Below are 17775 nucleotides of genomic sequence, written 5' to 3' on the forward strand. Positions count from 1 at the left end.
TCTCTGGTGTCGGATCACACGGTCGCGTGACCCGAGTCTGTGTCGGTCGGGCCGCGCACGACCCGCACCTCGTCGCCGACGGCAAGCTCCGCCCACGTCAACGCACCCGTCTCGCCGCTGCCCTGGCGGGTGACATCCGGCGTCGCGGCCGGGCCCACGACGGCCCCCGGCACGGCGGAGACACTCGCGCCCCGCGGTGCCCCGGAACCACTCGTCGGCGCCATCGCCCCGAGTCCGCCGCCGACCGGAGTACCCGCCGCCCCGACCCCGCGGGTGGTCGCCGACGGCTCCCCACCCGCGCCGCTAGACGGCTCCCCCGCAGGCGTTCGTCTGACCTGGGTCACCGGAGTCGCGGCGAAGGCCGTCAGAATCCGGGGTGGCGCAATCGCCGGCGGCATCGAAACCCCCGGGACTGCCCCGCTCACACCCGCCGCCCCACCCGACCCCGTCGACGTTGCCGGGGCCCCCGTGGCGCGGACGAGCGCGGGTGGGGGAAGGTGTTCGGGGGCCGCCGTCGCCAGCGGCTCGGAGTCGCGTTCGTAGTCGGCCATCACCCGCGCCGCGGTCGCGCAGAGTTCGCGCTCGGCCCGCTCGGCACGAACCAATCCGCCGGTCATCATCGCCGACAGGCCGATGGTCGAGGTCAGCCGCGCGAGTCCGACCCGGGCCGCGTCGATCGCCTCGGCGGCCGGCATCGCGAGCCGGGCCGTCTCCAGCGCCGACAGCCCGGCCCGGGCTAGCCTCTCCTGCGCCGCCGCCACGTCGGCGAGTCCGTCGATCCAGCCAGGCAGGCGGGACAACACGGACGCCGTCGTCCTCGCCCCCGCCGAATCCCACTGCTCGCTCAGCCCGTCGAGCGTGCGTCGGGTCACCGCGACCAGGGCGTCGAGGTCCGCGGCGAGATCGGCCCAGCCGTCGGCGCAATCGGCCAGCGGGACCGCTCCGGCACCGGCCATGAGGTCGGTGCGCAGCCGCTCGGGGGTCCGGGACTGCCAGTCGATGCCGGTGAAACCGGGTCGGATTCCGGTCATGGTCGGTGCGCGCCATCCGCCGCGGCCAGTGCGCGTGCGTGTTCCCGCAGTGCCGCCGCGGCTCCGACGGCCTGTCCGGCACCGGCGACGACATCCGCGCGAAACGCCCGCGCGGCGGCGTCCAACGAGGCCGCCACCCGTTCACTCACCTCGTCGTTGCCCGCGGCGGCCGGTGCGAGACGCGTGGTCCGCATGGTCACCGCCCGCTCCAGTCTGGTCGCGACCGACTCGAGTGCCGCTGCGACCCGCTCGAGTCCCGCCGGGTCGACGGTCAGTTTCGGCGTCATGACAACAGTTCCTCCCTCAACGCGGCGAGCCTGGCCCCCGCCGTCGACTTCTCGGGCGGTGCTGGTTCATCCGGCGCCCCGTCGGGGCCACGGTCGTCGCCGAACACCGCGGGCGCGTACGCCCGAGCGCAATCGGATACGGCATCGCTCGACTTGAGCGCCGCCAGTGGCGCGCCACCGGCCAGTCGCGCGACCGCATGCGCACCGCCCAGGGCACCGGCCGCGCCGACCGGGGCCATCCCGGTCCCCGTTGTCGGCGTGGCGCCCGCGGGCGACGGACTGGTCGTCGCGGCGAAACCCGCCGGCTCGGTTCCGCCCAGGACCGGTGTCCTCGCGGCGTAGCTGGCCGTGACTTCGCGTGGACCGCCCGCGCCGAGGCCGGCCCCTGCACCGCCGAGGCCCTTGGCAGTCGCTCCCTTTCCGCCGGCTCCCTTTCCGCCCTGACCGGCGCGCCCGGCCCCGGCGACACCCTGATGGTGGCGGTCGCCCTGTCGGCCGTCGTCCTGGGCGGGGCAACGACAGTCCCCGCCGCGATCCTTGGCCGTCGCGAGTCGCTTGCCCGGTGGTGTGGCCGCCTGTTTCGGCGCGGCCTTCGCCGCGGCGGTCAGCGCCGAGCCGAGGGCGCCGGTCGCCGCCTTGATCGGGCCGGCCGCGGCTTCCAGCACGCTCGCCGCGATCGCGAAGGCCGACCCCGCACCGGCCGGGGCACCGCTGACGGGCACCGGTTTGCCGTTCGCGGCCATCGACGCGGTCGGCGCCAGCAGCTGCGCCTTCGTCGCGGCGACCACCGCGCCTCCCTCGGCCAGACCAGCGCTGATGATCGCGAGCACGGCCGCCTGCCCGGGCGGGGTCGCGACGAACGGCAGCGCCGCGGCGAGGAGCCCCACGGTCTTCGCGATGACGGCTTGCAACGCAGCCAGGCCGCCCGCGACCATCCCCGCTCCGACGGTGATATCGGCCGACATCTTCGCTCCCTGGGCCGACACCGCCCCGGTCTCGGCGCTAGTGCGGGCCATCTTGGTGGCGGCCCCGGTCGCGGCGGCACCGGCCCAGACCTTGTCCATCTCCTTCAGCGCCGTCGTGGTACCCGAGATGGTCAGGTCGAGCAGCGAGGAGAGGCCCTTGAATATCGCTCCCGGGTCGCCCGCGCCGGCCAGATCCCCCGATCCGAACACACCGAGCAGATCGGTGAGCGGCTTCAACAGCACCGCCGGGTCCAGTACCGGAAGCGGCGGAAGACCCGGCAGCGGCGGTGCGGGAGGCAGAGCGGGCAGCGATGGCAGACCCAACGCCCGCAACACCGCCGGAACGGGGGTGTCGAGGATCGGGCCCAACCCGGCACCCCGCAGCGCGCCCTCGACGGTCGGCGGACCGATCAGCACCGAGGCGCTACCGCCTGCTCGCGCCGTCATCGCCCGATGCCGTCCGCGCCGGCGGCATCGGCACCGTCGAAGGCCGCGGTCCCGGCGAGCATCGCCGCGGCCGTCCCCGCATGCGCCGCGGCCAGGCCTCCGACCGACGCGAGGTGGGCGGCCTGTGCCAGCGCGAACGCCCCGACGAACTCTTGGCCGATCAGACCGAACACCGCGACCATCGCCGCGGTGTTGGCCGCCGCGTCTATCCCGCCCGCCGACGCCAGCGCCGTGCCCATCGTCGCCGACGTGGCCGCCAATCCCTCGACCGCCTCGCCGATCATCACCACCAGACCCATCACTCCCCCTCGTCGGTCGCGATACCGGCGAACTCGCCGAAGTCGCTGTTGAAATCCTCGGTGAGCCGGGCGCGCTGCGCGTAGGCCCGCTGCGCGGCGATCATCGCCGTCGACACGATCGACTCCCCCAATGCGTCGGCCCCGAGCCGCACCGCCGCGTGGTCGAGTTCCAGACCGACAAGCGCACCGGAGCCGTCGACCCGGGCGGTGACGGCTCCCTTCGGGTCCGCCGCCTCGGCGCGGATCGCCGCGTAGCCGTCGGAGAGATCGGCCATCCGGCCCACCGCCGTCGACACCCGCGCCAGGATCTCGTCGAGTTGTGGATTGGCCATCGGGATCACCGGAGCCACGACCGCGGCGCACAGCTCGCGTCGTCGGCATCGGACTGGATACGGGCGAGGTCGTCAGCGGTGGCCAGGCCCATCAATGCGAGCAACTCCTCGTCGACCCCGTCGCACGTGAGCGTTTCCCGCAGCCGTACGCCCGCGCTGACCCGCCCCTGCTCGCACAGGGCCAGGACCTGGGCGGCGATGGCCCGCGCCCCGAGGCGCAGTGCCGATTCGGCGATCGTCACCTCCACCGGCAACCCCTGCGCCGTCGTCGTCACCGAGATCGCCCCCGAGCGCGACCGGGTGGTGATCCGGCTGTCGATCCAGTCGAGCACCCCGGGTGTCGTCCCGATTGTCATTTCCCCTCCCCCGAGCGGCGGATTTCACCGCATATGGGATTAGACGCAGCACGGCCCCGAACGGTTCCATCGGATCGGCGATTAATCGGCGGCGCTTGTAAACACCCTGCTAATTCGGTGATACGCCCGAGGCGCCGCACCTGCGGGCGGGGTTGACTGGGAGACGTACCACCGCTGCGGCCCCAGGGAGGATCACGGTGACCACCACGAACCGCATCCGGATGCGCTACCGGACGATTCACGGCTACCGCCGCGCCTACCGCATCGCGGGCGAGAACCCCGACGACGGCTCGCGCCCCGTCGTCGTCCTCCTGCACGGAATCGGCGACAACTCGTCGACGTGGCAACCCGTCATATCCCGCCTGGCGAAATCGCATACCGTCATCGCCCCCGACCTGCTCGGGCACGGGTCCTCCGACAAGCCGCGCGCCGACTACTCGGTGGCGGCCTTCGCCAACGGTTTGCGCGACCTGCTGTGCGCACTCGGCCACGACCGCGTCGTCCTGGTCGGCCACTCGCTCGGCGGCGGGGTGGCGATGCAGTTCTGCTACCAGTACCCGTCGATGGTCTCCCGGCTGATCCTCGTCTCGGCCGGCGGCGTCACCCGCGACGTCTCCCCCGCACTGCGCCTGGCCACGCTGCCCGGCATGACGCAACTCCTCGGTCTGCTGCGCCTGCCCGGCGCACCCGCCGTCCTCGACGGGGTCGCCCGCACACTGGCCGCGACGCCGGAGCTACCCGGCCCGGCCGGACCCCTCTCGCCGCGCCGACACCTCGTCGACCGGCCCGACCTGCTGCGCATCCTGGCGGATCTGAGCCCGCGCGATTCCCGTGCCGCCTTCAGCCGGACCCTGCGCTCGGTCGTCGACTGGCGCGGGCAACACGTGTCGATGCTCGACCGCAGCTATCTCACCGCCGGCATCCCGGTACTGATCGCCTGGGGCACGGCCGACACGGTGATCCCCTACCGGCATGCCGAGATCGCCCACTCCGCGATCACCGGCTCACGCCTGGAGACCTTCGACGGCTGCGGTCACTTCCCGTTCCGCGACGAGCCGGACCGCTTCGCGACGATGGTGACCGAGTTCATCTCGTCGACGACGCCGCCCGCCTTCGACCGGCAGGCCTGGCGACACCTACTGCTGGAACCGCCCTATCCGCCGCAACAGCCCGAACCGCCGGTCACCTCGTCGGCGTCGCGGAGGTCACGGGTGGTCGCGTTGCGCGCGGCCCACTGATCGGGCGGCGGATAGTCGACGCCGATCAGGCACAGACCCCGCGCCTGGGCCACCGGCACCTGCGCGCTGCGCTCGGTCTCCCGGAGCAGACCGGCACACCAGTCGACGTCCCGCCGACCCTCGGCGACGGTCGCCACCGCGCCGACCAGTGAGCGGACCATCGACCAGCAGAACGCGTCGGCACTGACCCGGCCGACGAGCACGCCGTCCTCCGCGCGGTGCCAGGAGAACCGCTGCAGGTCGCGGATCGTCGTCGAACCGGGCCGGAACCGGCAGAAGGCGGCGAAGTCGTTCAGCCCGACCAGGGTCGCCGACGCGGCGTTGAGCGCATCGAGGTCCAGCGGACGGGGCCAGTCGGCGGTCGTCCGGGCGGACACCGGTTCCGGTCCCCACGGCGCATCGGCCAATCGGTACTCGTAGTGCCGGCGCAGGGCTGAGAACCGCGCGTCGAAGTCGTGCGACACCTCGTCGACGGACTTCACCCGCACGTCGTCGGGCAGCAGTTTGGCCAGTCGCCGGACCAGCGTCGACGGGTCGCCGTGGATCGATCTCGTCTCCAGCGCCGCCCGCGGCACATCGAGGTGCGCGACCTGGCCGCTGGCATGCACCCCGGCGTCCGTGCGCCCGGCGACGGTCAGTCGCACCGGCTCGCGCAGCACCGTCGTCAGGGCGTCGGTCAGTACCCCGGCGACCGTCCGCCGCCCCGGCTGCAGGGCCCAGCCGCTGAACTCCGTGCCGTCGTAGCCGACCAGCAACCGGAGACGACAAACCCCGCCACCGGCTGGGGTGGCGGGGTCGGTCGGCATAGAACTCAAGCCTCGTCGCGGAGCGACGGACTAGGACTCGTCGCGCTGCGACGGCGGCAGCTGGTACCCGGCGGCCTCCGCGTCGGCGTCGGTCGCGAACCAGATCTCGGCCTCGGTGCTCTCGTAGAAGCGGGTGCCGGGACGGTGGTACAGCTTCGAGGAGGCGTTGCCCTTGATCGGGAAGCCCTCGGGCTGCGAACCGTCGTCGAGCGGTGCGTGCGCACCGGCCGGCAGCTCGGCCGAGTCGGCGGCCTTGTCGGCCTTCGCCTCGGCCGCCTTGGCGGGCTTGGCCTCGGCGGCCTTCGCCGGCTTCTCGTCGGCCTTGGCCTTGGCGGCCTTGGCCGGCTTGGCGTCGGCCTTCGCCTCAGCGTCGACAGCCTTCGCCTCGGCGGCGTCGTCGGCCTTGGCCTCGGCAGCCTTCGCCGGCTTCTCGTCGGCAGCCTTGTCGCTCTTCTTCGAAGCGGCGACGCGGTTGGCGCGGTTGGCCTCGGTGGTCACGGTCGACTCGCGGACGAGTTCGATCACGGCCATCGGGGCGTTGTCGCCCTTGCGCGGCAGCGTCTTGATGATGCGGGTGTAGCCGCCGGGACGCTCGGCGAACGACGGGCCGATCTCCGCGAACAGGACGTGGACGATGTCCTTGTCACGGATGAACTTCAGCACCTGGCGACGATCGGCAAGGGAGCCGGCCTTCGCGTGGGTGATGAGCTTCTCGGCGTACGGGCGCAGCCGCTTGGCCTTCGACTCGGTGGTGGTGATGCGGCCGTGCTCGAACAGCGAGGTGGCGAGGTTCGCCAGGATCGCCTTCTGGTGGCTGGCCGACCCGCCGAGGCGGGCACCCTTGGTGGGCTTGGGCATTGTCTTCTCCTCAGAGGTGACCGACTCTCACGAGTGGGTCGGGGGTTTGGTACAGCCGCTTACAGTTGCTCGGTCTCGGCGAAATCCTCGCCGTCGTCGGCGCCCGCGTCATCCGACCATGTGCCGGTGGCCGGGTCGTAGCCCGCCACCTGCGACGGGTCGAAGCTGGCCGGGCTGTCCTTGAGGGACAGGCCCATCGCGTGCAGCTTGACCTTGACCTCGTCGATCGACTTCTGGCCGAAGTTGCGGATGTCGAGCAGATCCGACTCGGTCCGCGCGACCAGCTCGCCCACGGTGTGCACACCCTCGCGCTTGAGGCAGTTGTAGCTGCGCACGGTCAGCTCCAGGTCCTCGATCGGGAGGTTGAACGACGCCATGTGGTCGGCCTCGATCGGCGACGGGCCGATCTCGATGCCCTCCGCCTCGACGTTGAGCTCACGGGCCAGGCCGAAGAGCTCGACCAGCGTGGTTCCGGCCGACGCCAGGGCGTCGCGCGGGCTGATGGAGTTCTTGGTCTCCACGTCGAGCACCAGACGGTCGAAGTCGGTGCGCTGCTCGACACGGGTGGCCTCGACCTTGTAGGTCACCTTGAGGACCGGCGAGTAGATCGAGTCGACCGGGATGCGGCCGATCTCGGCACCGGTGGCCTTGTTCTGCACGGCCGGCACGTAGCCGCGGCCCCGCTCGACGACCAGCTCGATCTCGAGCTTGCCCTTGTCGTTGAGGGTCGCGATGTGCAGGTCAGGGTTGTGCACGGTGACACCGGCCGGGGGCACGATGTCGGCGCCGGTGACATCCCCGGGACCCTGCTTGCGGACGTACATGGTGACCGGCTCGTCCTCTTCGGAGGAGACGACCAGGCCCTTGAGGTTCAGGATGATCTCGGTGACATCTTCCTTGACCCCCGCAACGGTGGTGAACTCGTGCAGCACGCCGTCGATGCGCACGCTGGTGACCGCCGCGCCCGGGATGGACGACAGCAGGGTGCGGCGCAGCGAGTTGCCCAGGGTGTAGCCGAAGCCGGGCTCGAGGGGCTCGATGAAGAACTTCGAGCGGTTCTCGGCGATGACCTCTTCGGACAGGGTGGGTCGCTGTGAGATGAGCATGTGCGGTGTTTTCTCCTTTGCCGCCCACTATTTGACGGCGTCGGTGGATGTGCTGTCCCCCGGAATGGGGGCAGTCGGGGGGCGGAGCCCCCCGACTGGATGACTACTTCGAGTAGTACTCGACGATGAGCTGCTCGGTGAGCGGCACCACGATCTGCTCACGCTCGGGCACGTTGTGCACGAGGATGCGCAGGGTCGAGGGCACGACCTGCAGCCATGCCGGCACCGGCCGGTCGCCCTGGATCTCCTTGGCGATCTGGAACGGCACCGTCGCGAGCGACTTGGGTCGCACGTCGATGATGTCGTACTGACCGACGCGGTAGCTCGGGACGTCGACACGCACGCCGTTGACGGTGAAGTGTCCGTGGCTGACCATCTGACGGGCCTGGCGGCGCGTGCGGGCCAGACCGGCGCGGTACACGACGTTGTCCAGACGGGTCTCGAGGATCTTCAGCAGCTCGTCGCCGGTCTTGCCGGTGCGACGGTTCGCCTCTTCGTAGTAGCGGCGGAACTGCTTCTCCATGACGCCGTAGGTGAAGCGGGCCTTCTGCTTCTCCTGCAGCTGGAGCAGGTACTCGGTCTCCTTGATCCGCGCGCGGCCGTGCTGCCCGGGCGGGTAGGGACGACGCTCGAACGCCTTGTCGTCGCCGATCAGGTCGACGCGCAGACGGCGCGACTTCTTAGTTGCTGGTCCGGTATAACGAGCCATTGTTTCTAGTCCTTACCTTCCCGCTAGACCCGGCGCCGCTTGGGCGGACGGCAACCGTTGTGCGGCTGCGGGGTGACATCGGAGATCGTGCCGACTTCGAGGCCGGCGGCCTGCAGGGAGCGGATCGCGGTCTCGCGACCGGAGCCCGGGCCCTTGACGAACACGTCGACCTTCTTGACGCCGTGCTCCTGGGCCTTGCGGGCCGCGTTCTCGGCAGCGAGCTGCGCGGCGAACGGGGTGCTCTTACGCGAGCCCTTGAAGCCCACGTGACCCGACGACGCCCAGCTGATGACGTTGCCGTTGGGGTCGCAGATCGAAACGATCGTGTTGTTGAACGTCGACTTGATATGCGCGTGGCCGTGCGGGACGTTCTTCTTATCGCGACGGCGGGTGCCCTTCTTGGGGCCAGCGCTACGTGACTTAGGAGGCATTACTTCTTCTTCCCGGCGATGGTCTTCTTCGGGCCCTTGCGAGTGCGGGCGTTGGTCTTGGTGCGCTGACCGTGGACCGGCAGGCCGCGACGGTGCCGCAGGCCCTGGTAGCAGCCGATCTCGATCTTGCGACGGATGTCGGCCTGCACCTCGCGGCGCAGGTCACCCTCGACCTTCACCGACGCCTCGATGTATTCGCGCAGCTTGGCGACATCGGCGTCGGTCAGATCCTTGGCGCGCAGATCCGGCGAGAGGCCGGTGGCGGCGAGGATTTCCTCCGAAGTGGTACGACCCACCCCGTAGATGTAGGTAAGTGCGATCACCAGCCGCTTTTCGCGGGGGAGATCGACACCGGCAACACGTGCCATGTGTTCATTTCCTTCTCGTTGTCAGAGGTCTTCCCCCAGTCCGTCCCGACTCGGTCGGGCCCCGGCCTCTGATCCGGGGGTGGGCGGGTACTCGTCTGTGCCCGCTGGTGCTGGAGGTTCGTCGTATTCAGTTGTCAATCACTTGTCGGCCAAGCGACCGGTGGAAGGGCGCTGCTCAGCCCTGGCGCTGCTTGTGGCGCAGGTTTTCGCAGATCACCATGACCCGTCCGTTACGGCGGATCACCTTGCACTTCTCACAGATCGGCTTGACGCTCGGCTGGACCTTCACGTCAGCTTCTCCTGTTTTCTTGTCACGGGCAGTGCGGTATCCCGCACCACGGCCGTTGCTGTTCCCCGGCGACGCCGGGAAGTCCTACTTGTACCGGTAGACGATTCGTCCGCGACCGAGGTCGTAGGGCGAGAGTTCGACGACCACGCGATCCTCGGGCAGGATGCGGATGTAGTGTTGCCGCATCTTCCCGCTGATGTGGGCGAGAACCTTGTGGCCGTTCTCCAGCTCAATGCGGAACATCGCATTGGGCAGGGGTTCGACAACGCGACCCTCAACCTCGATGGCACCGTCCTTCTTCGCCATGTCCTCCGCGATTCCCGGCCCGATCAGGCCTGGTAGTCATCAGTCCGCCGTCGCCATCGCTGACGTCGGCGGTGTTCCGGTCGGTGCCGGGCCATCCCCGTCGCACATGCCGCGAAAGCATGCGGAAACGGGCACGACAAGCGCACCGACGATCTATATTACGGCACGCGGCGCGGCATTCCCAATTCGCCCGCCGGCGCCGCGGCCGGCCACCTAGACTTTGACGCCCATCGACCGGGCCATCGCCCCCAGGTCGTCGAACCGCTCGCCGCGTGCGGCCAGGATCCATCGGTCGCCGTCGCGGCGCAGGTCGGCGTAGATCAGTGCCCGCTCGCCGCCGAACCGGGCCTGCAGATCGCAGCGGGCGAGCAGCCCCGCATCGGAATCGGACAGTTCCACGAACCCGGCCGGATAGTCGCCGAAGGTGGTCTGACCGCCGTATGAGCTGACCCCGATCGCCACCCGGTCGACGGCCGCCGGCAGGGCGGCGGTGTCGACGGTCAGCTCCTCGCGCCAGCCGGTGCGCACCGAGCGGTCGGAGTTGAGGCGGACCGCGCCGTTGTAGGCGGCCAGGTTGTTGAAGAACACGAAGTCCGTATCCGAGGTGACCACCGCGCTCGTCGGCAGCACGAAGGCCGCGAGGTCGAGATCCAGGGCGACGCCGGGGGGCTGGTCCCAGCCGACCCCGACCGACACCTGCTGCAATCCGGCGCGGCTCATCGGGCCCCCTCCACCATGACGTTGTTGGCGGCGAGCACCCAGCGGACCGGGTCGGTGACGCGGAACGGGGAGATGCCGCGGTCGCTGAGCTTCTCCCCCTCCGGCGGGGCGCCGAGCGCGGAGACCGCGAAGAACCGGTGCTCGTACTGCCGTCCGGTGACCTGGTTGACCATCGTCGTCAGCGCCGGACCGGCGTCGAGACGGGTGAGCAGGCTGCGCACCTCCTCGTGCAGCCGCAAACCCTCCTCCTCGTCGTAGCCGCGTTCCAGCAGCCCCGGGTCCCGGTTGTAGGCGGCCCCCGGCTGCCCCATCACCTGTCCCCACGAACTGGCCTGGACCGCCGACAGCGCCTGCAACGCGTCGAACTTGGAGAGGATCACCGCGAGTTTGGGCGACCCGTCGCCGATCAGGTTGGTGACGGTGTGCAGCACGTGGCGCGGGTCGCCGCCGACCGTCGTCGACGCGGGGACCAGGTCGCGCAGCTGGTTGGCGACCTCCCCGACGCGCAGCGGGTCGAAGAGGAACAGCACCGCGTCGGCGCGGCTGAAGAAGTCCCAGGCAACGCCCCCGACGTCGGCGGCCTCGAGGTCCTCCCCCGCCACGTCGCGGATCACCAGGTACTGCCTGGTCCCGCCCCATTCGCCGAGGTTGAAGATCAGCGGGTCGTGTTGGTAGCTGCCGTGCAGCGAGGCCCGCGGCGTCGGCTGCAGGATTCCCCGGTCCTCGAACAGCGGCGTCTCGTACTCGTCGCGGAACCGGCGGACCGTCTCCTCGTTGGCACCGAAGACCTCCCGGTCCAACCGGGCAGCGAATCGCTGCAGCTGTTTGACCAGCACCGCGATGTACACCGTCTTGCCGGTGGCGCGCGCCCCGGCCATCGTGATACAGGTGGCGTTGCCGAAGTACCAGTGCGACGGCAGCACGAAGTGGCAGTGGGGGCACGCCGCGTCATACGGGTGCTCCGGCGAGGGCGGCCATTCGCCGCTCCACTCCGACCGGTTGGCCACCGTGACCGGCCCCATCCGCACCTCGCGACCGGCATAGGCCGACGCGACGGGATCGGCGACGACCTGGCGCGGCTCCTTCTCGACCCAGGCGAACACGTCCAGGTGCAGCGGCGAGAAGCACCGTGGGCACTTGGTCAACGCGCACCCCCCAGTCCCACGGGCGCCAACAGCGCCGCGACGACCCGCCCGATCCGGTCGGGCTGGGCCACCAGGGCGGTCCCCGGGTCGGCGACCGGCGCCAACACCGCCCCGCGCAGTCCGGGTCCCGCCGCCGCCGCCGACTCGGAGAGCACCAGCAGCACCTGGTCCGCGGCCGGTTCCACCGCGCCGACCGAATCAGTGAGCAGCACGGTCAACGTGCCGGGCGCCGGTGCGACCGCCAGTCCGCCGCTCAGGGCGTAGCCGGCGGCCGGAGCGGCGGCGAAAGTGCTGCCGACCCGGTCGGCGGGCACCGGGGCGGGCGGGGGCGAGGCCGGGGAGGCATACCCGACGGAGACCTCCGGGGTGCCGGCGACGACGGCACCCATTCCCGCGACGATGTCGGCGGCGGCCGCGACCATCCCGGAGGAGAAATGCGCGGCCATCGACGCCGAGGTGTCGACGAGCAGACGGACCGGGCGCGCCTGCGATTCGGGCACCCGATCGGCTCGGATGACGCCGCGGGTCGCGATCCGGGCCGCCGCGGCCACTGGCGGCAGTGTCCCGTCGGGGACGGTCAGCCGGGTCGTGACCGACAAGGTGTCCCCCGCGCCGGGGGCGATGCTGGCCAACTCGATGAAGCCGAGACCGGATACGTCGCGCGGGGTCAGTTGGGCGATGTCGGCCTCGTAGTCGGCGGTGCCGTCCGGCCCGATCGACACGTGCACGGTCGTGCCGCTTGCGAACAACTCGCTTCCCGCGGGCACCGCCGCGATGACGACCTCCTCGGCCACGCGCGGCAGGATCAACAGCGCGGGCGAGGTCTCGACGACCCCCGCCGCCGGTCCGCCGGCCCGGGTCCGCGCCACCAGCCGCACCCCGTGGGGATTGGGGGCGCCCGACACGGCGAGGCTGACCGCCAGCGGGCGCCGGGCCAGGGTCGCCGCCGATTTGCCGTCCAACACATAGGTAGCCACTAGCCGAGTCCTCCCAGTCCGGAATTCGCCGCGATGCCCGTGCGCGCCAACCACTCGGCCGCGGCCGGCCGGTAGTCGGCGAAGAATTTCTCGGCGGCCGCGGGACCCAGGCCCCGCACCACCAGCCAGCCGGCGTCGCGCAGCCCGGCCACATCGGCCGGTCCGCGATAGGTACCGGCCTCGACCCGCTGGTCGACCAAGGACTGCGACCATCCCACCGCACCGGCACGATCGTCCGCGAGCGGGCCGGCCCCGGCACCCGCGATGCGCAGGAAAGCCGTGAACGCGTGCCCCGCGACCCATGCCGGGTCGAGCAGCCAGGCCCATTCGGCGCGCGCGAGTTCGTCGCGGACGCGCTGGTCCAGCGACGTCATCCGGCCGCGCAGCGAGGCGCAGAAAGCCGATTCGGGATCGGCCCACGGCGCGCCGTCGCTCTGCCCGAGCACGAAACCGGCCGCGGCCATGACGACGAGTTCGTCGGCCGCCTGCCCGACCCAGGCGACGGTGCCGTCGGGTGCCGGGGTGCTGGCCGACGAGGTGGCCAGCGTCGCGACGCTGGCGCACCACCCGTCGCGGTCGGTGGTGGCGGTGCGGGCCCCGCGGCGCAACCAGGCGGCGGCGACGAGTTCGGGCGTCGCCGAGTCGCGCGCGTCCACCACGGCCTGCAGTGCGGCATCCTCCACCTCGCCGTAGAACACCATCGAGTCGAGGAGCTGCGGGGGCACCCGACCGCTGTCCGCCGAGAAGCGCAACAGATCCTCGGGCGGCGGGGTCGCCAGCGCCACGATCGCACCGACCAGGTCGCGACAGTCGTCGTCCTCGAGACGCGCGGCACCCAGCGCCGCGTCGATCGCTGCGCCGGCCAGCGCGCCGCGCGCCGACGGATCCAACCGGTTCGCCGACGATGCGGGGTCGGCGAGTACCGCTCGCGTCGCGAAACCGAAGAGGTAGTCGTCGTCCGGGGTGGCCGGAGTCGGATGGACGTAGCCGAACGGTCCAAGCGCGCCGAACAGCCATCCGGCGACGTCGCCGGGCAGCCCCACCAGGCTGGGCACCGCCAGCCGCGCGAACAGCGGGCGGACATGGGCGGCCAGCGTCGGCTCGCTGATCGCCGCGGCGTCGAACCGCTCGATCCATCCGGGATCTCCGATGCCGAGGAGCCCGGAACTCGTGCATGCCTGTGTCAGGGCGGCGCGCGCCGCCGTCAGGTCGGCGTCGGGTGCGGCCAGGCGTTCGACGATCTCCGCCGTGCGCAGCAGCGGCCGCGTCGCCTCCTCCCCCGCACCGGCGAGTTCCCCGGCACGTTCAGCGATCCGGTCGCGCAGCGGGCCGAGGGGGACGGACTCGACGGCCGGTACCCCGGCGAGGTCGCAGGCGTCGAGCCACGCCGGGTCCGCGCAGGCCGCCGCCAACACGCAGCGGGCCAACGCCGGGGTGGCCCGGCGGCGCAGCGCCGCCCGGCGCAACCGTGCGAGCGCCTCGTCCGGGGTCGGCGGATAGCGCCGCAGCGTCGTCTCGACGAGGTCGGCGGCCCACGGCAGCGCGCCCAGTCCGTCGGGGGCGTCGTCCACGACGACGGCGGCGGCATCCGGGTGGAACTCCGCCAGCTCGGGGTCTTCCAGAACGGCGACGGCGATCGGCCACTCCGGGGCGAGCCGCGCCGCGGGAGCGGCGTCGGCGATTTCGGCGGCGACCCGGTCACGGCGCGCGAGGATCCGCCGCGCCACGTCGTCGTCGGCCAGCACGGCCTCGGCCAGCACCGAGAGCGCAGTCACCGGCACCGGGCCGGAGGCCACCCGGTGCCCGGCGGCGGCGCTGTCGCCGAGGTAGGGCTCCTCGTGCTCGTCGACGACGACGCCGGGATACCCGGCCAATTCGCCGAGTCGCGCACGCGGCACCGCGACCAGGTGCAGTGCCGAACCGGCACCGGCCAGCACCGCGTCGGGGGCATCGTGGGTGCTCCAGGAGAACCGGCGCGCCCCCTGCGGGGTGAGGAACCGGCTGACCGCGGCGATCCAGGCGGCCGCGCGGTCGTGGTCGTCGACACCGAGGACGACGGTCCCCGGCGCATCCCCGGACAGCCGTGCGGACACCGCGTCGAGCAGGACGCGCAGCACGCTGACCCGATCGGCCGCCGGGTCGAGGAGGAAGTCGAGGGTCGCCGCCTCCGACAGCGCGGGATTCGGCGCGGGAGCGGTGCCGCCCGCGGGCAGGGCGGCGGCGCGCACCTCGTCGGGCCCGTACGGCGAACTCCACCCGGACCAGCGCCACAGTTCGACGGGGAGGAATCCGGCCGGGTCGTCGGGTGCGTCGTCGGCGAGGACGTGCGCGAAGACGTTGCCCGGGCGCCCGGTGGCGTCGCGCCCGGCGTCGACGGTGTGCCAATAGGCGGCCCGTCCGGTCCCGTCGGGTCCGGTCGTGTACAGGTAGCTCAGCCGGGCCGGCCTGGTCGCGATCTGCTCGGGCGTGGGGAAGCCGGGCAGGGCCGGCTCCAGGTCGAACCGGGTGACGATCCGCGCGACCAGCTCGTCGAGGTAGGCCGGGTCGAGGGTGCCGACCACCTGCTTCACCTGCCATCCGCCGCCGTGGCCGCGACCGCCCGGGGCGGCCATCGCGCTGACGGGCGCCCCCTCGTCGAAGGAGGTGTACGTGAACTGTGCGTAGCGGTCGGCGGCCACCGGTGCCGGGGTGACTCGTCGCGCCGCCTGGTGTTTGGTCAGGTCTGCCATCGGTTCACCACCCGGGCTGCGCGGCCGGCGGCGGAGGCGGGCTGATCCACAGCGATGCCATCGGCGGGTCGAGCATGCCGATGGGCGGGCGGGCATCGCCGCGCGCCGGGTCGGCGACGAAGATCCGCACGAAACCGGTCAGATTGGTCAGGTCGACGACCCACGGCGTGACGGTGCGCCCGGCCGGGATCTCGCCGTAGATCTGACAGTGCGGCCGTTCCTCGCCCATATCCGAGCCGAAGCGGAGGGTGCGCCCGTCGGAGGCGTCGAGGGGAAGGCGTTCGGGCCGGTGGACCGCGACGAGCGGCGGGAGGTCGCTGACGGCGACCTCTGCGTGCAGCACCAGGCGGACGACGGTGCGCCCGGGCCCGGCCGCCACCGGCTCGAACTGGTAGGCCATGCGGATCAAGCCGCGGTAGGGCAGCCCGACCGCTTCGCCGGTGATCTCCCGACCGGCCGAATAAGAGACCGGGACCAGGTAGACGTGGCATCCCTTGGGGGTCAGTGGCCGGGTGAGGATCAGCGCGCCGTCGCGTTCGTACTGCTCGGCGCTGACCTCGCCGAAGGGCTTGCCGGTCAGCAGTTGCTCGCTCGGGATGGATGCCGGTCCGATGTAGGCGCGCACCGCGGCTGCACCGCGCGGCCACCCGAAGGTGATCATCTCGCAGTGGAAGCGCTCGACGATCTGCGGCTCCACCACGCCGGGCAGCGGTCGGGCCAGGACGCGGGTCGTCCCGATGCGCGCCCGCCCGGCGGCGACGGTAACGGGGGTGAGGTAGGCGCGATCCCACCCGCTGGGCCACGGCACCCCGGTCATCTGCGAGAAGGTCGGGTCCTGGCCGGCCTTCGCCGGATGGCGCACCCGCGTCTCCTCGGTGAACCCCTGCACCGACAACGCCTCCAGCGGCAGGTCCTCGCGCTCGAGCCCGGCCGGGGGCGGCTGCTGGAATCGGTAGACCCGCACCTCCTGCCCGCTCTCCGGGGTGGTCCAAGCCAGGTCGAACAGGGAGCCGTTGTCGTTGATTGCGACCTGCAGGTCGGCGATGGACGCCAGGTCGACCGAGACGAGGATCTCCTGCTGCGCCGGGCGCGAGAGGCGCAGCGATTCGCCGACGGGCACCTCGGCCAGGGCGCGGTACAGATAGCGGCGCCCGCGCGGCACGTCGGCGTCGACGAAGCCGGTGAGATTCGCGTCGTCGACGCAGATCTGGAAGCGCGGGTCGGTGGTCGCGGGGCCGCCGGCGTCGAGCGGGATGCGGAACACCCGCACCGCCCGGGTGCCGGGGAACACCGACCACTCGCCGACGACGCGGCCTGTGTCCTCGGTCAGCACCATGTCCTCGACCGGGCTGATGTCCTGCCCGATCGCCCACTGCACCGGCTGTGCCGCACGGGCGGCGGCCTCGCTGTCGCCGACATGCGCCCACACCTGGTAGTGGCGCACGGCGCTGGTCAGGAAGCGGTTGTCCTCGGCCGCGGTGGCCGCGGTGACGCCGACCAGCTCGCCCGCCTCCGGTTTGTACGGTGGCACGTCGTCGCCGGACACGACGCGGTAGAGGACGACGGGGCCGCCGGGAAACGGATCCCAGGCCAGCCGCACACCGTCCGGGGTGGTCGCGATGCGCAGCGCTCCCGGTGCGATGTCGGTCTCGGGGTACTCGTAGTCGCAGAAGTCGGCATGCGTCAGCGGCAGGAGGCTCGACGCCGGGGGCGCGCTCCGGGTGACGGCGGAGGGAGTCGGCGACGGCGCGACGGCCGGCGCGGGGGGCGACGGCGCGACGGCGGCGGTCGGCTCCGGCGGAGCCTGCGACGGCGCGGAGGACGGCGCATAGCGGGCGAACAGGGCCGCCAGCTCCTCGACGAGGTCGGCGGCGCCGGGCAGCTTCTTGCGGATCTGCTCGGCGCTCACCGGCGCACGCTTGGCCAGGTTGCGCAGCGTGATGTCCTTGATCGTCTCCGCCCCTGGCGCCCCCTGCGCGATCTTCTCCCCGCGCCACGCGATGAGGGCCGCGGTCAGCGCGGCGAGCGGGTCGGCACTGCCCGCCCGCGCCGCGGACCCCTCGTCGTCGACGGTGGGCGCACGGTGGGCTCCGGCGGTGCCCGATGCGGGCGGCGGACCCGCGGGTGATGCCAAGCGGTCCGGCAGGTGGGCGACCGCGATCGCCGGCAGCACCCCGAGCTCGACCTGACCGAGCAGGTGGTCGATGGCGGCACCCCACCACTGCGCGACCGGCGAGGCGCCGCTGTCGCGCCAGGTGCCGGGGTGCTCGGCGATCAGGTGCAGCTCGTCGGCGGCGGGGACGGGCACATCCCGTGCCGCCACCCCCTGTGCCCACAGCTGCAGGGCAGCCGTCAGGTCCGAATCGGACGCCATGC

Annotated in this window: 20 protein-coding genes; 1 reads left to right on the forward strand and 19 read right to left on the reverse strand. The window is 72.0% G+C overall.

Features of this window, described 5'->3' with window-relative positions; genetic code table 11:
- Positions 1–14 precede the first annotated feature (14 nt).
- From HUN08_RS13765 to HUN08_RS13790, 6 genes are read right to left on the reverse strand one after another with little or no spacing between them, the layout of a single operon-like run.
- Complete coding sequence (locus HUN08_RS13765; protein WP_124246768.1) at positions 15–1031, reverse strand: PPE domain-containing protein; 1017 nt, start codon at positions 1029–1031, stop codon at positions 15–17.
- The gene (locus HUN08_RS13770) at positions 1028–1318 is read right to left on the reverse strand and encodes a PE domain-containing protein (protein ID WP_124246767.1); all 291 of its coding nucleotides are present in this window, start codon (positions 1316–1318) and stop codon (positions 1028–1030) included. The genes HUN08_RS13765 and HUN08_RS13770 overlap by 4 nt, the downstream gene beginning before the upstream one ends.
- On the reverse strand, positions 1315–2730 hold the full coding sequence (locus tag HUN08_RS13775; RefSeq protein WP_165353390.1) for a hypothetical protein: 1416 nt from the start codon (positions 2728–2730) through the stop codon (positions 1315–1317). The genes HUN08_RS13770 and HUN08_RS13775 overlap by 4 nt, the downstream gene beginning before the upstream one ends.
- Positions 2727–3029 carry a hypothetical protein gene (locus HUN08_RS13780; protein WP_124246766.1) on the reverse strand — a complete coding sequence of 101 codons (303 nt, stop codon included), beginning with the start codon at positions 3027–3029 and terminating at the stop codon, positions 2727–2729. Before HUN08_RS13780 ends, HUN08_RS13775 begins: the two co-directional genes overlap by 4 nt.
- A complete protein-coding gene (locus HUN08_RS13785) occupies positions 3029–3361 on the reverse strand; it encodes a YbaB/EbfC family nucleoid-associated protein (protein ID WP_124246765.1) in 333 nt (110 codons plus the stop codon). The genes HUN08_RS13780 and HUN08_RS13785 overlap by 1 nt, the downstream gene beginning before the upstream one ends.
- 5 nt (positions 3362–3366) lie before the next feature.
- Entirely contained in the window at positions 3367–3717 is a 351-nt protein-coding gene (locus HUN08_RS13790; protein WP_124246764.1) for a hypothetical protein, read from the reverse strand.
- Positions 3718–3938: 221 nt separating this feature from the next.
- Here HUN08_RS13790 and HUN08_RS13795 point away from each other — a divergent pair, with 221 nt between their 5' ends.
- Positions 3939–4955: an alpha/beta fold hydrolase gene (locus HUN08_RS13795; RefSeq protein ID WP_124246905.1), complete on the forward strand. Its 1017-nt coding sequence runs from the start codon at positions 3939–3941 to the stop codon at positions 4953–4955.
- Here the strand turns inward: HUN08_RS13795 and truA are convergent.
- From truA to HUN08_RS13860, 13 genes are all read right to left on the reverse strand, one after another.
- Positions 4871–5761, reverse strand: a complete 891-nt coding sequence (gene truA, locus HUN08_RS13800; protein ID WP_124246763.1) for a tRNA pseudouridine(38-40) synthase TruA — start codon at positions 5759–5761, stop codon at positions 4871–4873. The genes HUN08_RS13795 and truA overlap by 85 nt on opposite strands.
- 30 nt (positions 5762–5791) lie before the next feature.
- Positions 5792–6619 (reverse strand): 50S ribosomal protein L17, encoded by an 828-nt coding sequence (rplQ, locus tag HUN08_RS13805; protein WP_124246762.1) that lies wholly within the window; start codon positions 6617–6619, stop codon positions 5792–5794.
- 59 nt (positions 6620–6678) lie between these two features.
- Entirely contained in the window at positions 6679–7725 is a 1047-nt protein-coding gene (locus tag HUN08_RS13810) for a DNA-directed RNA polymerase subunit alpha (protein ID WP_124246761.1), read from the reverse strand.
- A 103-nt stretch (positions 7726–7828) separates the two neighbouring features.
- On the reverse strand, positions 7829–8434 hold the full coding sequence (gene rpsD, locus HUN08_RS13815) for a 30S ribosomal protein S4 (protein ID WP_124246760.1): 606 nt from the start codon (positions 8432–8434) through the stop codon (positions 7829–7831).
- Between the two features lie 23 nt (positions 8435–8457).
- Positions 8458–8865, reverse strand: a complete 408-nt coding sequence (gene rpsK / locus HUN08_RS13820; RefSeq protein ID WP_007322015.1) for a 30S ribosomal protein S11 — start codon at positions 8863–8865, stop codon at positions 8458–8460.
- On the reverse strand, positions 8865–9233 hold the full coding sequence (gene rpsM, locus HUN08_RS13825; RefSeq protein WP_124246759.1) for a 30S ribosomal protein S13: 369 nt from the start codon (positions 9231–9233) through the stop codon (positions 8865–8867). Before rpsM ends, rpsK begins: the two co-directional genes overlap by 1 nt.
- A gap of 175 nt (positions 9234–9408) precedes the next feature.
- Positions 9409–9522 (reverse strand): 50S ribosomal protein L36, encoded by a 114-nt coding sequence (gene rpmJ / locus HUN08_RS13830; protein ID WP_005207978.1) that lies wholly within the window; start codon positions 9520–9522, stop codon positions 9409–9411.
- Between the two features lie 84 nt (positions 9523–9606).
- Entirely contained in the window at positions 9607–9828 is a 222-nt protein-coding gene (gene infA / locus HUN08_RS13835; protein WP_005187701.1) for a translation initiation factor IF-1, read from the reverse strand.
- 213 nt (positions 9829–10041) lie between these two features.
- Positions 10042–10548 carry a TerD family protein gene (locus tag HUN08_RS13840; protein WP_124246758.1) on the reverse strand — a complete coding sequence of 169 codons (507 nt, stop codon included), beginning with the start codon at positions 10546–10548 and terminating at the stop codon, positions 10042–10044.
- On the reverse strand, positions 10545–11693 hold the full coding sequence (locus HUN08_RS13845) for a hypothetical protein (protein ID WP_124246757.1): 1149 nt from the start codon (positions 11691–11693) through the stop codon (positions 10545–10547). Before HUN08_RS13845 ends, HUN08_RS13840 begins: the two co-directional genes overlap by 4 nt.
- Entirely contained in the window at positions 11690–12670 is a 981-nt protein-coding gene (locus HUN08_RS13850; RefSeq protein ID WP_124246756.1) for a hypothetical protein, read from the reverse strand. The genes HUN08_RS13845 and HUN08_RS13850 overlap by 4 nt, the downstream gene beginning before the upstream one ends.
- Positions 12670–15399: a hypothetical protein gene (locus HUN08_RS13855; RefSeq protein WP_124246755.1), complete on the reverse strand. Its 2730-nt coding sequence runs from the start codon at positions 15397–15399 to the stop codon at positions 12670–12672. The genes HUN08_RS13850 and HUN08_RS13855 overlap by 1 nt, the downstream gene beginning before the upstream one ends.
- Before the next feature lie 4 nt (positions 15400–15403).
- Positions 15404–17773 (reverse strand): hypothetical protein, encoded by a 2370-nt coding sequence (locus HUN08_RS13860; protein WP_124246754.1) that lies wholly within the window; start codon positions 17771–17773, stop codon positions 15404–15406.
- Positions 17774–17775: the final 2 nt, after the last annotated feature.

Source organism: Gordonia sp. X0973, assembly GCF_013348785.1.
Classification (GTDB): Bacteria; Actinomycetota; Actinomycetes; order Mycobacteriales; family Mycobacteriaceae; genus Gordonia.